This window comes from Zoogloea oleivorans, assembly GCF_008107625.1.
Lineage (GTDB): Bacteria > Pseudomonadota > Gammaproteobacteria > Burkholderiales > Rhodocyclaceae > Zoogloea > Zoogloea oleivorans.
Map to the genome: position 1 here is coordinate 124,423 of NZ_SDKK01000008.1, position 14,308 is coordinate 138,730.

The 14,308-nt window shown below is 65.2% G+C and carries 12 protein-coding genes; 6 read left to right on the forward strand and 6 right to left on the reverse strand.

Annotated features, from left to right (window positions below):
- Positions 1-26: 26 nt before the first annotated feature.
- The gene (locus tag ETQ85_RS10080) at positions 27-932 is read right to left on the reverse strand and encodes a LysR family transcriptional regulator (RefSeq protein WP_148578915.1); all 906 of its coding nucleotides are present in this window, start codon (positions 930-932) and stop codon (positions 27-29) included.
- Positions 933-1,173: 241 nt separating this feature from the next.
- On the opposite strand from ETQ85_RS10080, the gene ETQ85_RS10085 reads away from it, so the two are divergent.
- The 6 genes from ETQ85_RS10085 (at position 1,174) to ETQ85_RS10110 (ending at position 6,354) form a co-directional block, all read left to right on the forward strand.
- On the forward strand, positions 1,174-2,349 hold the full coding sequence (locus ETQ85_RS10085) for an ABC transporter substrate-binding protein (protein WP_148578916.1): 1,176 nt from the start codon (positions 1,174-1,176) through the stop codon (positions 2,347-2,349).
- A 120-nt stretch (positions 2,350-2,469) separates the two neighbouring features.
- Positions 2,470-3,327, forward strand: coding sequence for a branched-chain amino acid ABC transporter permease (locus ETQ85_RS10090; RefSeq protein WP_148578917.1), 858 nt, complete (start codon positions 2,470-2,472; stop codon positions 3,325-3,327).
- A 4-nt stretch (positions 3,328-3,331) separates the two neighbouring features.
- Positions 3,332-4,321 (forward strand): branched-chain amino acid ABC transporter permease, encoded by a 990-nt coding sequence (locus tag ETQ85_RS10095; protein ID WP_148578918.1) that lies wholly within the window; start codon positions 3,332-3,334, stop codon positions 4,319-4,321.
- On the forward strand, positions 4,318-5,070 hold the full coding sequence (locus tag ETQ85_RS10100) for an ABC transporter ATP-binding protein (protein WP_148578919.1): 753 nt from the start codon (positions 4,318-4,320) through the stop codon (positions 5,068-5,070). The genes ETQ85_RS10095 and ETQ85_RS10100 overlap by 4 nt, the downstream gene beginning before the upstream one ends.
- On the forward strand, positions 5,063-5,770 hold the full coding sequence (locus ETQ85_RS10105) for an ABC transporter ATP-binding protein (RefSeq protein ID WP_148578920.1): 708 nt from the start codon (positions 5,063-5,065) through the stop codon (positions 5,768-5,770). Before ETQ85_RS10100 ends, ETQ85_RS10105 begins: the two co-directional genes overlap by 8 nt.
- Positions 5,771-5,787: 17 nt before the next feature.
- Positions 5,788-6,354 carry a hemerythrin domain-containing protein gene (locus ETQ85_RS10110; RefSeq protein ID WP_148578921.1) on the forward strand — a complete coding sequence of 189 codons (567 nt, stop codon included), beginning with the start codon at positions 5,788-5,790 and terminating at the stop codon, positions 6,352-6,354.
- Positions 6,355-6,356: 2 nt separating this feature from the next.
- On the opposite strand, the gene ETQ85_RS10115 is transcribed toward ETQ85_RS10110, so the two are convergent.
- The 5 genes from ETQ85_RS10115 to ETQ85_RS10135 all read right to left on the reverse strand — a co-directional run bounded on the left by ETQ85_RS10115 (position 6,357) and on the right by ETQ85_RS10135 (position 14,308).
- Positions 6,357-8,546: a PQQ-dependent sugar dehydrogenase gene (locus tag ETQ85_RS10115; protein WP_187394661.1), complete on the reverse strand. Its 2,190-nt coding sequence runs from the start codon at positions 8,544-8,546 to the stop codon at positions 6,357-6,359.
- A gap of 310 nt (positions 8,547-8,856) precedes the next feature.
- Positions 8,857-10,419, reverse strand: coding sequence for an acyl CoA:acetate/3-ketoacid CoA transferase (locus tag ETQ85_RS10120; RefSeq protein WP_148578923.1), 1,563 nt, complete (start codon positions 10,417-10,419; stop codon positions 8,857-8,859).
- Between the two features lie 113 nt (positions 10,420-10,532).
- Complete coding sequence (locus tag ETQ85_RS10125) at positions 10,533-12,323, reverse strand: acyl-CoA dehydrogenase (RefSeq protein WP_148578924.1); 1,791 nt, start codon at positions 12,321-12,323, stop codon at positions 10,533-10,535.
- Positions 12,324-12,387: 64 nt separating this feature from the next.
- Positions 12,388-13,698 carry a porin gene (locus ETQ85_RS10130; protein WP_148578925.1) on the reverse strand — a complete coding sequence of 437 codons (1,311 nt, stop codon included), beginning with the start codon at positions 13,696-13,698 and terminating at the stop codon, positions 12,388-12,390.
- Positions 13,699-13,888: 190 nt separating this feature from the next.
- Positions 13,889-14,308, reverse strand: coding sequence for an acyl-CoA thioesterase (locus ETQ85_RS10135; RefSeq protein ID WP_148578926.1), 420 nt, complete (start codon positions 14,306-14,308; stop codon positions 13,889-13,891).

Sequence of the window (14,308 nt, forward strand, 5' to 3'; positions counted from 1 at the left end):
TTTTGGAACGGGATGCGCCGCCCCACTCAGACCGGACCGCCCTCCGACAGCAGCTCGGAAATCAAGCCACGCAACCAGCGGTTGGCCGGGTCGTTGTGGAAACGGGCGTGCCAATGCTGGCGCACCGAATATTCCGGCAAGGGGTAAGGCACCGGAAAACAGCGAAAACGCCCGCGCCCGGTGAGCACTTCGCTCAGGCGACGCGGAATGGTCAGGATCAGATCGGTCTGCTCGATGAAGAAGGCCACGCCGACAAAGTTGGGAATCCGCAAGGCCACCCGACGGCGGATGCCCTGCCGGGCCAGCTCGCGGTCGACGATCAGGTGCCCGGTGCCTTCGGTGGACACCATCGCGTGCTCCTCCGACTCGAACTGCTCGCGGGTCAAGCCATCGCGAATACGCGGATGCTCGGCGCTGACCATGCACACGTATTGCTGGCGGAACAAGGCCTGCTGATAGAAGCCGGCCTCCAGCTGGGGCAAAAAACCGACGGCCAGGTCGGCCCGCCCCGTTTCCAGCAATCCCGGCGTCTTGTCGGAAAGCGGCAGCACCTCGATGTGGATGTGCGGCGCCAGCGCCCGCAGGCGGGTCCACAAACCGGGCAGCAGCACGAGCTGGCTGATGTCGGTCATGCAGATGCGGAAGTTGCGGGTGGACTGCTGCGGATCGAACTCCATGCGCTGGCCGAGCACCCGCTCGAGGGCCTGCAGCGCCTCGCGTATCGGGTCGATCAGCGCTTCACCCAGCGGCGTCGGGTCCATGCCGGTGGCCGTGCGCACAAACAGCGGGTCACCGAACTGTTCGCGCAGCTTGCCCAGCGCAATGCTCACCGCCGGCTGGCCAAGCCCCAGCGTCTCGGCCGTGCGGCTCACGCTGCGCGATTTATAGACTTCGTCGAAGACACTGAGCAGGCGGGCATCGAGGGGGTTCATGGGTTTTCTTTATTCGATTATCGAATTTACTGAATCTATCTTACTGCATGGTACGAATGAAGCTCTGTCGATATATTTCATGCAGCCGCAGCATCAGCCACCACAGATATCGCAGATTGGCATACCTGATAGTGCCAGCTTCCGCTAGTTGAAAGCCCCCGCAGAGGCCGAGACTGAATTGTCGTCACGGCGATGGGAACCGGGAACACGGTTCCACACAACAATTAAAGAGGAGACAAGAATGACCCAGACCCGCCGCCTGTCCGGCCTTTTCGTTGCGCTTGCCGCATCCGGCATGGCTTTTTCGGCCCTGGCTGCCGACCCGCTGAAGATCGGCTTCGTGCTGCCCATGTCCGGCCCCTTCGCCGCCTACGGCAAGCAGATCGAACACGGCGCCCGCCTGTACCTCAAGGAACACAACGACACCATCGCCGGGCGCAAGGTCGAGATCCTCGTCAAGGACGACACCGGCGTGGCCCCGGAAATCAGCAAGCGCGCCGCCCAGGAGCTGCTGGTCAAGGACAAGGTGGACATCCTCGCCGGCTTTGGCCTGACCCCGTCGGCCTTTGCCGTGGCGCCCCTCGCCACCGAAGCGAAGAAGCCGATGGTGGTGATGAATGCCGCCACCTCGGCGGTCACCACCAAGTCGAACTTCATCGTCCGCACCAGCCACACGCTGCCGCAGGTCACCGCCCCCATCGCCAGCTGGGCGGCCAAGAACAAGATCAAGAAGGTGTTTACGCTGGTCGCCGACTACGGCCCCGGCCACGACTCGGAAGCCCAGTTCAAGAAGACCTTCACCGCCGCCGGTGGCGAGATCGTCGGCGAGGTGCGCACGCCGGTCAAAAACCCCGACTTCGCGCCCTTCCTGCAAAAGATCAAGGACGTCAAACCCGACGCCGTCTTCCTGTTCGTCCCGCCCGGCGAGCAGACCATCGCCTTCATGAAGGGCTTCGCCGAACGCGATCTGGCCAAGGCCGGCATCCGCATCATCGCCACCGGGGACCTGACCGACGAAGACCTGCTCGACGCGGTGGGTGACAACGCGCTGGGCATCACCACCTCTTTCCATTACGCCGACGCCCACAAGTCGCCGGAGAACCAGGCCTACACCGACGCCTACGCCAAGGCCTACCCGAAGGACCGCCCCAATTTCATGTCCGTCGGCGGCTACGACGGCATGCAGCTGATCGCCAAGACCCTCGAAAAAACCAAGGGCGACGCCAGCGGCGAGAAGTTCATCGAAGCCGCCAAGGGCATGAGCTGGAACAGCCCGCGTGGCCCGGTAAGCATCGACCCGGTGACCCGCGACATCGTCCAGACCATCTACATCCGCAAGGTCACCCGCGTCGGCAGCAAGCTGCAGAACGTGGAATTCGACCAGGTGCCGGCCTTCAAGGACCCGGGCAAGCAGTAAGCCGCGATTTCCCGTGGGTCGGACTTCAGTCCGACTCCGCGCGCATAACCCGTGTTGTCGGACTGAAGTCCGACCCACAGGGCATCGCCTCACCCACCCTACATCCCTCAAGGAGCTTCCATGACCGTCATTTTCGACGGCATCGCCTCCGGCATGCTGCTGTTCCTGATCAGCGTCGGGCTGTCCGTGACCCTGGGCTTGATGAACTTCGTCAACCTGGCCCACGGCGCCTTCGCCATGTTCGGCGGCTTTGTAGCCGTGACGCTGCTCAACCGCGCCGGCATCCCCTTTCTGGCCGCCCTGCCGCTGGCTGCCATCGGCACCGCGCTGCTCGGCGTGCTCTTCGAGCGCACCCTGTACCGCCGCCTGTATGCCGCCACGCACCTGGACCAGGTGCTGTTTTCCATCGGCCTGGTTTTCATGTCGATTGCCGGTGCCCACTATCTCTTCGGGCCCCAGCAGCAACCGCTGACGCTGCCGACTTTCCTGCAGGGCCAGATCAACCTGCCCGGCCTCGACATGGGCGTGTATCGCCTGTTCCTGATCGTCCTCGGGCTGGCCATCGCCTTCGGGCTGCAGAAGATGGTCACCGGCACCCGCTTTGGCGCCCAACTGCGCGCCTCGGTGGACAACCCGCGCACCGCCCGCGGCATGGGCATCAACGTGGATCGCATCTTCACCCTCACCTTCGCCCTGGGCACCGGCCTGGCCGGCCTGGGCGGCGCGCTGGGTGTCGAAATGCTCGGCCTCGACCCCGGCTTTCCGGTGAAGTACATCGTGTACTTCCTGATCGTCGTGGCGGTGGGTGGCAGCGGCAACATCACCGGCTCGCTGATCGCCGCACTGATCCTCGGCGTCTTCGACGTGGCCGGCAAGTATTACGTGCCCCAGGCCGGCGCCTTCGTGATCTACGCGGTGATGGTGGCCATGCTGATCTTCCGCCCGCAGGGCCTGTTCGGTCGCAAGGCCGCCCGCTAAAGCCATGAACAAATCCATGATCGACCTCACGCCCCTGACCCGGGCCACACGCTGGCATCCGGCCGAGCTGGTCTTCTGGCTGCTGCCCGTGGCCGGCTACTTCCTGCTCCAGGACAACCTGGTGCTGCTCACCCAGATCGCCATCACCGCGCTGTTCTGCCTGTCGCTGGACCTGATCCTCGGCTTCGCCGGCATCGTCTCGCTGGGCCACACGGCCTTCTTCGGCATCGGTGCCTACGCCGCCGGCCTGATGGCGGCCCATGGCCACGGCGACCCGCTGCTCGGCCTGCTGGTGGCCGGCATCTGTGCGGCCGTGGCAGGCTTCATCTCCAGCCTGCTGGTGCTGCGCGGCGCCGACCTGACCCGCCTGATGGTCACCCTCGGGGTGGCGATGATGCTCTACGAGCTGGCCAACAAGCTCACGCCGATCACCGGCGGGGTGGACGGCCTGCAGGGCATGGAGATCCAGCCCCTGTTCGGCAGCTTCGCCTTCGACATGTTCGGCAAGACGGCCTACTGGTACGCGGTGGGCGTGCTCTTCGTGATGTTCGTCATCGCCCGCCGGCTGGTGCACAGCCCCTTTGGCCTGAGCCTAAAGGGCATCCGCCAGAACGTCGGCCGCATGCCGGCCATCGGCGCTCCGGTGAATGCCCGCCTCGCCGCGGTGTACACGATTGGCGCACTGTACGCCGGCATCGCCGGTGCCCTGCTGGCCCAGACCACCCAGTTCGTGGCGCTCGACGTGCTGTCCTTCAACCGCTCGGCCGAACTGCTGCTGATCCTCGTTCTCGGCGGCTCCGGATGCCTCTACGGCGCCTTGATCGGCACCATCGTCTTCATGACCGCTCACCACTTCCTGTCCGACATGAACCCCGAATACTGGCAATTCTGGCTCGGCCTGCTGCTGGTGCTGATCGTCCTGTTCGCCCGCGACGGCGTGATGGGCGGCGTACGGCGCCTCGGCGCACTGAGCAAGGGAGGCGCCAAAGCATGACTTACGCCCTGCAAACCACCAGCCTGGTGAAGAAGTTCGGCGGCTTCGTGGCCACCAATACGGTCAGCCTCAATGTCGAGGCCGGCGCGCGCCACGCGCTGATCGGCCCCAACGGCGCCGGCAAGACCACCCTCATCAACCTGCTCACCGGCTTTCTCGAGCCGACCAGCGGCGAGGTGATCCTCAACGGCGACAAGGTCACCCACCTGGCCCAGCACCAGCGCGTCAAGCGCGGCCTGGCCCGGACTTTCCAGATCAACCGACTGTTTGCCGACCTGACCGTGCTCGAATCGGTGGTGATGGCCGTCAATGAACGCCTCGGCCTCGGCGCCCGCTTCTGGCAGTCGGTCGGCAGCCACACTGCGGCGGTCGACGAGGCGGTCGAGCTGCTCGAACGCCTGCGCCTGCTCGACGTGGCCCACGAGACCACCCGCAACCTGGCCTACGGCAAGCAGCGCCTGATCGAGATTGCCCTTGCCCTGGCCGCCAAGCCGAGCGTGCTGCTCCTCGACGAGCCCGCCGCCGGCGTGCCCACCATCGAAAGCCGCGAGCTCTTTGAAACCATCGCCGGCCTGCCCCGCGAAGTGACCATCCTGCTCATCGAGCACGACATGGACCTGGTCTTCCGCTTCGCCGACCGCATCTCGGTACTGGTCGGCGGCGCGGTGCTCACCGAAGGCACGCCGGAGGTGATCGCCCATGACCCGAAGGTCAAGGAAGTCTATCTGGGGGAAGCGATCTGTGACTGAGCTGCTGAAAGTTGACAAACTGTGGGCCGGCTACGGCGACGCCGTGGTGCTGGAAGACATCTCCTTCACGCTCGAGGAAGGCGGCAGCCTGGCACTGCTGGGCCGCAACGGCATGGGTAAGACAACCCTGCTGTCGACGCTGATGGGCGCCGCCAGGTACCGCTCCGGCACCCTGGAATTTGCCGGCAAGAACCTGGCTGTCGTGTCGCCCCACGGCCGCGCCCACCTGGGCCTTGGCTGGGTGCCGCAGGAGCGCGACATCTTTCCGTCGCTGACTGTCGAGGAAAACCTCACCGTGGTGGCCTGCCCGGGGCCGTGGAACCTGGAACGCATCTACGACATGTTCCCGCGCCTCAAGGAGCGCCGCGCCAACATGGGCAACCAGCTTTCCGGCGGCGAGCAGCAGATGCTCGCCATGGGCCGCGCGCTGATGCTCAACCCGCGCCTGCTGCTCCTCGACGAACCGATGGAAGGCCTGGCGCCGCTGATCGTGCAGGAGCTGTTCGCCATCATCCAGCGGCTGACCGAGGAAGGCGGCATGGGGGTGATCCTGGTCGAACAGCACGCCCGCCAGATCCTCCCGCTGACCCGCCGCGCCTTGGTCCTCGAACGCGGCCGGGCGGTTTACAACGGCGACAGCGAAACCCTGCTCCGCGACCGCGCCCTGCTCGATAGCTGGCTCGGCGTCGCCTCCCACTGATTCCCGGTACGCCAGCCATGAAAGCCATCGACATCATCCACAGCGAGCATCGCGCTCTTGCAGCCGTACTGCAGGCCCTGCGCTTCCTGCTCGACGAAATCGGCGCCGGCCGCCTCACGCCCGACCCGGAACTGCTCGGCTACATGATCGAGTACATCACCCAGGTGCCCGACAAGCTCCACCACCCGAAGGAAGACGAGGTGCTCTTCCGCATCCTGCGCGAACGCGTGCCCGAAGCCGCCGGCCTGATCGACAAGCTGCAGGCCGACCACGTGGAAGGCGCCCGCCACACCGGGCAACTGGAAACCGCTCTGGCCCGCTATCGCAGCGAGGGCGGCCCGGCCTTCGCCGCCTTCGAAACCCTGGCCCGCGGCTACGTGGACGCCATGACCCGGCACATCCGGCTGGAGGAAGCCGAACTGCTGCCGCTGGCCCGCAAGGGGCTCAGCGCCACAGACTGGGCCGAGATCGACGCAGCCTTCGAAGCCAACCGCGACCCCTGGTCGGGGCCGACCGGCGAATATCGGGCGCTGTACTCACGGATAGTCAATCTGGTGCCGGCGCCCTACGGCCTGGGAGGGTGACATCAAGGACGGCGCCTGATCGTGTAGATCGTGTTGTCGGAGAGCGACACCACGTACAGATTGCCGTCCGGACCCTGCTCGATGCTTGGCGTAATCCCGAACCCCCTGCCGATCAGCAGGGTTTCGCTCTCGGTTCCGTCGAACTTCTGGGCACGGAAGAGGTTGTCGGCCACACGGTCGGCGAGTCGCGGGTCGGCGCTCACATCCACGTTCAGGCGGTCGGCCGTGAGCCTGATCCGATAGAGGCTCCCGCCATTGCCGCCAACCTGCCCGAAGGAGCGCGCCGAGCCGATCCACAATGAGCCGTTGTATTCGCTCCCCAGCGCGTTGCCATTCACAAAGGCCGTGCCGGACGGGCCGATCTCGTAGCGCCAGCTCAATTCCGGATCTTTATACGCGGCGCCGGGCAGCATAAACAGTCTCGACCGGGCCAGCGCTGAAGTGTAGGCCGCGCGTGTTGGCGGATAGCGCAGCTGCTGCAGCGACATGTTGAACTGGGTCGTTTCGATGGACTTCCAGTTCGGTGCGCGACTCAACGGACCGGCAAACTGGATCCAGCCTCCGTTCATGCCCGGAACCACACGATTCAGTTCCGAGTAGGCATCGTCGGCGTTCTCTGTTTCCCAGAGGAAACCCGAGAAGGGGTCGAAGGCCATGCCGAAGCCATTGCGGTGCCCGTAGGAAAAGATCTTCTGGATGTTGGCGCCCAATTCCCCGCCAATTCCGGCGCCGGCGGCAAAGAAAGGATTGTCGGCAGGCGTGGTGCCATCCGGGTTCACGCGCAGGATGACGCCGGAAAGGTGAGCGTTGTCCGGCGCCGGCCCGCCGAAGGTATCGTCGCTGAGCGGCGCAGTAAGAAACGGGCCGTTGGGCAAATTTTGCAGCCAGCCCCGCCGCCCCTGATCCCCCATGAACACATACAGTTTGCCGTCGGGGCCAAAACGCATCACGCCGCCATTGTGGTTGCCGGCCTCGTTGGCGTTGTTCGTGCCGGCATGGCCGGGAACCGCCACGTTGTCGGTCTGGCGGGCGCGGAGCATCAGCACATTGACGTCGAACACCAGCGTACTGCCGTCCCAGGCAAAGCGATCGACGCGATTGCCCAGCAGCGGCACACTGGAAACCACCGTCGAATCGACGCCGGTGGCGCTTTCGGTCCACCGCACGTACACGTAGGGCGTGGCCGGAAAGTTCGGGTGCAGTACCAAGCTCAGCAGCCCCCGCTCGGAGTTCGAATTGACCGCCAGATCTAGCACCGGCATGGCCTGCAGAACGCCGTTGGTCACCCGCCGGACCACGCCCGAAGCCTTTTCGAGCACCAGGAAATCATTGGCGGCGAGAAAGACAATCCCGATCGGCTGGCTGAGGCCGCTGTTGAGGACCGTGACGACCTCAAGATTCGGATCGAGAACCTCGACCGGAATGGTGTCGGCCCGGCCTGGGCCGGACAGTCCGGCGGCGGTCGCAGACAGAATCATTGCAGCCAGCGTGCGGCGACGGATCCGGGCCCGTGCGAACGCGAGTGCGCCCGCCGCGCTGCCAATCAGCAGCATCGACCCGGGTTCAGGTACCGCTGTCGACTGGATGCGCACATCGTCGACTCCCATCTGGAAAAAATTGACGTTGTCGGTTTCGGCAAAGCGCAGCCGCAGCATTTCGCCGTGATGGGCCGCAAGAAGGGCGCTGATGTCCTGGGTGATCGTTTTGTAGCCCTCGACCAGCGGGTCTCCGGCGGCCGTCTGGTAGAGGGTCATCAGCACGTCCCCCGCCGCCACGCTGAAGGGGTCGGCACTGGTCGTCAGGATATCGATGCGTACCTGCTGGTTCAGCGCCGCAATGCTGAAATCAAGCGATGCCGGGCTCGAGAACGCGTCCGCCCGGTTGCCGATGTAGAGTTCAAAGCTCAGCGCTGCGCTGGCCGCCGTCGCCAGGAAATCCTGGTAAAGCACGTGCGATCCGGGGCCGCCCAGCCCGGCGTCACTCATCGCCGCCTGGGTGCCTTGGGGCGGCGAGGGCACATCAAACCCGGTTGTCGGGCTGATGATGCCGCTCTGGAGGTAGAAGCTTCCTTCACTGCCAGGCTGGTCTTCCAGGATCCATCCCGTGAATCCCGACTCGAATCCACCGTTTGAAATGGTCGGGGCGGCATGGGCCGCCGGAACAAGCACCGCCGCGAACAGCGCAGTGAGCAAGGGAATCACATACCGGGAGGATGTCATCATGGCTCGGGTACCAGGGCATGGCCGTCGCGCACAGCGTCCGGAAAACGAATTGCCCCAGGCATCCGCGACGTAGGGTGCTGGTGCTGACGCTCGACAAAAACTGCTTATGCACTCAATTGCATAACTTATGCCCATACCCCCGGCGGCCCGAGAAAATCAGGAATCCTCTTGTTATTCAACTCCCTGCAAATCCTGTCTGGCGACAGGGTTCCCGACGCTGGGGAGTCGGGGATTGAGAATGTAAGTTTTTCCGACGCTGGCATGCGATAGCCAGCGCTAATCACCCCTTCAGCAAGCCCGCCAGCCCGCCCCACTCCGCCCGAAATATCTCCGCGTCCATCAGCGTCACGTCGCGGATGATCGGGCGGAAATGCATGTGGGCCAGCACATCCTTTTCGAGGTCGATGCCCGGGGCGATCTCGATCAGTTCCATCCCTTCGGCGGTCAGGCGAAACACGGCACGCTCGGTCACGTAGAGCACCGGCTGCGTGATGCTCTGGGCGTAGGCGCCGCTGAAGGTGATCTGCTCCACGTGATCGAGGAACTTGCCCTGGGCTCCCTCTTTCTTGATACCGAGGCGGCCTTCGGCAATCTCCACCTGCAGGTCGCCGGCAGTAAACGTGCCGCAAAAAACCACCTTGCCGGCGTTCTGGGTGATGTTGATGAAACCGCCACACCCCACCGGGCGGCCGCTGAACTTGCTGACGTTCACGTTGCCGTGGGCATCGGTCTGGGCCAGGCCCAGAAAAGCCACGTCGATGCCGCCGCCGTCGTAAAAATCGAACTGGGCCGGCTGCTCGATGACCGCCTCGGCGTTGATGGCGTGGCCAAAGTCGAAGCCGCCCGCCGGTATGCCACCGATGGGGCCGGTTTCCAAGGTCAGGGACATGAGGTGATCCACGTGTTCCTCGGCCGCCACCGCCGCCACGCCTTCGGGCATGCCGATACCCAGGTTCACCACGGCACCGGCCTTCAGCTCCATGGCCGCCCGGCGGGCGATGATCTTGCGCGGGTCCAGCGGCAGCGGCGTCATGCTGCCACGCACCACCTTGATGTCGCCCGCGTAGGCCGGGTTGAAGTAGGTGGCCATGGTCTGCAGATGGTTTTCGGGCTTGCCGACCACCACGTAATCCACCACCACACCGGGAATCTTGACCTGCCGCGGGTGCAGCGAGCCGGCCTTGACGATGTGCTCCACCTGCGCAATCACGATGCCGCCGCAGGCCCGCGCCGCCTGGGCCACCGACAGGCTTTCGAGCAGCACGCCTTCCCGGTCCATGGTGATGTTGCCCTTCTCGTCGGCCACCGAGCCGCGAATCAGCGCCACATCCACCTTGGGTGCCTTGAAGTACAGCCACTCCTCCCCTTCCATCTCGATGACCTGCACCAGGTCTTCGGTGCTGACGCCGTTCACCTTGCCGCCCTCGATGCGCGGATCGACAAAGGTGCCCAGACCCACCTTGGTGATGAATCCCGGCCGGCGCCCCGCCACCTGCCGCGGCAACAGGGCCAGCACACCCTGCGGCAGGTTGTAGGCCTCGATACGCTCCTCCATGATCAGCTTCATCAGGTTCGGCCCGCCAACCCCGAAGTGCCCACCCACCAGGCGCTTGATCAGGCCTTCATGAGCAAAGTGGTGCATGCCCCGGTCCTTGCCGTTGCCAACGCCGGTGGAGTGATACAGCGTCAGGTCGCGCGGGTGGCCGGTGGCCAGAAAGGCTGCCTCGACAGCCTTGGCCACCTCCTCCGCAAACCCGGCCAGACCCATGCCGGTGCAGTAAACGGTAGCCCCGTTGGGGATCAGGCGGGCAACATCCGAAGCATCGATAAAGCGCGTGGTCATGGGTGGATTCCAGTTTCAATCTCAGGTTGTATGTGGGTCGGACTTCAGTCCGACAACACGGGCTGAACTGGCGCTGTCGGACTGAAGTCCGACCCACGGGGAGGCGGCTGTGCTCAGAAGGCCGCTTCGGCAAAGGCCGTCAGCGCGCCGCCGGCGTCCTTCACCGTGCGGGCGTTGGCCTGGGCTTGCGGTGCGACGGTAGCCATGTAGAAGCTGGCCAGATCCACCAGGCTGTTCAGGTACACCGCATCGCCCTCGCCCGCAGCAAGGCGCCGACGGGCAGCCTGCGCGGCGCGGCCCATCTGCCAGCCGCCGACCACCGTCCCCAGCAAATAAAGAAAGGGCACGGCGCCGGCCAGCACGTCGGCCAGGCGCTCCTTACCGTTGGCAAGAATCCAGTCGGTAGCCGATTCCAGCGCGTCCACCGAGTCCGCCAGCCCACTGCCGATGCCGGCCAGCGCCTCGTCGGCCTGCAGTTCGGCCACGCTGACGCGCAGTTCGGTGATCAGCTCGCGCAGGGTCTCGCCCTTCTCGCGCAGGATCTTGCGGCCGACAAGGTCGTTGCCCTGGATGCCGGTGGTGCCTTCGTAAATGGTGATGATGCGGGCGTCGCGGAAGAACTGGGCAATGCCGGTTTCCTCCACAAAACCCATGCCGCCAAAAACCTGGATGGCGTCGTCGCAGACGTCGTTGCCGACCTCGGTGCACCAGCCCTTGGCCACCGGCATCAGCAGGTCCACATAGCGTTTGGCCTTGTCGGCGGCGGCTTTGTCGGTGCTGTGGTGGGCGATGTCGAACCAGCTCGCTGCCGTGTACAGCAGGCCGCGCATGGCCATCACGCGGGCGCGCATCGACAGCAGCATGCGCTTGACGTCCGGGTGGTAGATGATCGGCTTGCCGGATTCGCCAGTGACCGCGTCGCGGCCCTGCACCCGGTCGCGGGCGTAGGCCAGCGCGTACTGGTAGGCCCGCTCGCCCAGGCCGACACCCTGCACGCCAACGCCAAAGCGCGCCTCGTTCATCATGATGAACATGACCTCCAGGCCCCGATTGGGCTGGCCAACCAGCCAGCCGACCGCGCCACCGTTGTCGCCATAACTCATGGTGCAGGTGGGGCTGCCGTGGATGCCCATCTTGTGTTCGATGGAGATGCAGCGCACATCGTTCTTCTCGCCCGGATTGCCGGCGGCGTCGAGCAGGTACTTGGGCACGATGAACAGCGACAGGCCCTTCACACCGGCCGGCGCGTCGGGCAGGCGGGCCAGCACCAGGTGCACGATGTTGGGCGTCAGTTCGTGTTCGCCGTAGGAGATGAAGATCTTCTGGCCCGACAGGCGATAGCTGCCGTCGGCCTGCGGTTCGGCCTTGCAGCGGGTGGCGGCCAAGTCGGAGCCGGCCTGCGGCTCGGTGAGGTTCATGGTACTGGCCCATTCGCCGCTCACCACCTTGGTCAGCCAGGTGGCTTTTTGCTCTTCCGTCGCGGCGATCTGCAGCGCCTCGGCCTGGCCGACGTTGAGCTGGGGCAGCATGGTGAAGGCCATGTTGGTGGAGAACCACATCTCCCACACCGCCGTGGACAGCAGCTTGGGCAGGCCCTGGCCGCCATACTCGACGGGCAGTGACAGGCCGATCCAGCCGGATTCGGCAAACTTCGTGTAAGCCTCCTGCCAGCCGTCCGGCGTGCTCACGCTGCCGTCTGCGTTGAGCCGGCAGCCCTGTACGTCGCCCTGCCAGTTGATCGGTGCCAGCACCCCGGCGGCAAACTTGCCGGCTTCTTCCAGCACGGCGCTGACCAGGTCTTCGCTGGCTTCCTCACAACCCGGCAGGCCGGCAACGGCGTCGAGGCCGGCGAGTTCCTTGAGGATGAATTGCATGTCCCGCAGGGGGGCGATGTAGTCGGTCATGGCAGGCACTCCAATGATGATCCGGATGCGCGGCGGCCCGCTTCAGGCCGCCGCGGCGCGTGGGTCAGAAACGATAACGCAGGCCGAGCATGGTGGCCGTCTGGCTACCACCGGCCGGCGGCGAGATGCCGGCACCCACCGACACTGCGTAAGCGGCCTTGGCGCTGTTCTCGATGTGGCCCAGTTGCACGTAGGTCGAGAAATCCTTGTCGAAGTTGTAGAAGCCGCGCAGCACCGTCAGGGTGGCGTTGCGGTCCTGGTCCTTGTTGAGGATGCGGTGAATGCCGCCGTCAAGGGAGATCCGCGTGGTCAGCGGATAGGCGCCTTCCAGGTAATAGGTGTCGGACTCGACATTGCCGGCGGCAGCGTCGAGCTTGCGGCCCAGCCAGCCGAGGCCGACCTTGCCGGGGCCGAGCTTCACGTAGCCGCCCAGTGCCGTGCGGGTGTCGGTGTCGCCGGGCGCCGTGAAGGCGACAGGCGCACTGCCGTTGAAGAAGGACGCCGTCGCCCCGGTGCCACCGTGCTGCACGTCGATGGCGGCGGCCACGCCGAAGGCCGCATCGTCGTACTTGGCCATCGCCGACCAGCCCTTGCAAGTCTGCGACGCACCGGCGATTTCACCGGCACAGGTGCCGGACGCCGGCGTGCTGCCCTTGGTGTCGCGGCCAGTGCTGTAGGTGGCCCCGAGCGACAGCTTTGAGAAAGTGCCCTTCCAGGCAATCGAGTTGTCGTAGCGGGCGTTGGGCAGGTAGGCGTCCAGCGAACCCATGGCGTAGATGTTGGGGCCGAGCAGGTCGGAGTCGCCAATGCCATAGAGCAGCATCGAATACTGGCGGCCGAAGGTGAAGGCACCGTAGGGCGTATCGACACCGGCAAAGAGCTGGCGACCGAAGATGCGTCCGCCCTGGCCGAGGGAGCCGTCGTCCATGTTGAAGCCGGCTTCGGCCGTGGCGATGAGCTTGTAGCCGTCGGCGATTTCCTTGGCGGCGCGCAGGCCGACGCGCGAGGCCACGGTGCCGGTGATGCTCGGCACGCGGGTCAGGCTGCCCTTGTTGGTGCCGTTCTGGATGTTGGTGATGTGTTCCACGCCACCGTCGAGCACGCCGTAGAAGGTGACCGGCGGCAGCGCAGCCAGCGCCGATCCGCTGCGGGCAGCGGGCGCAGCCACAGCGACCGGTGCGGAGGCGGCTGCCGCCTTGTCGGCCTTGCGTTCGGCCAGGATGCTCTGGATCAGGGCCTTCTGTTCGGCCAGTTCGCGCCTGAGGGCTTCGATCTCGGTTTCGGCAAAGGCCGGCACCGAAGCACCAAGGCCGAGGGCACCGATCAGCGCGAGGCTCAGCGGCCGGCGTTGGGCGAAAAGGGTTTGTCTGTTCATTCTTGTCTCCACCATTGGCCGGCTTGAAGCCGGCTCTTTGCCCTTGAGGGCTTTTCACATCCCGGCAGGCCCCGGGCGGGCCGCCTTCGTGTTTTTTTGGACGCAACTCTCCCGGGCGGCGATCCAGACTGGCTGGCCTCGCTGCCCCGAAAGGCGGCTTCACGGATTCAGGCGTACTGCTGCGGCGGGCTTATTCGCAGAGGGCGCGGTAGTCCTCGGGAATCGGCACGGCGCGGATGCGCAGCGGGTCTTCCGGGTCCTGCTTGGCGAAGACGCGTACTTCGCGCCCTTCGCACAGCACCGTGTCGCCACGGCGGGCCACGTGGCGCATCACGAAGCTCTTGTTGCTCCAGCTTTCCACCGAGGATTCGATCTCGATGTCCTCGCCATAGGTGGCCGAGTTCATGAACCTGGCCTGGGCATCCACCAGCGGCGTGCCGATGATGCCGCGCTCGGCAGTGGTGTCGCGCCAGCTGGGCACACCGCAGGCGGTAAAGAACTCCCGGCTGGAGGTGTCGAACCACTTGAAGTAGTTGGCGAAGAACACGATTTGCGCCGGGTCGCAGTCGCTGAAGGCGATGCGCAGGCGGAAGATATTGCTGCGGGCCAT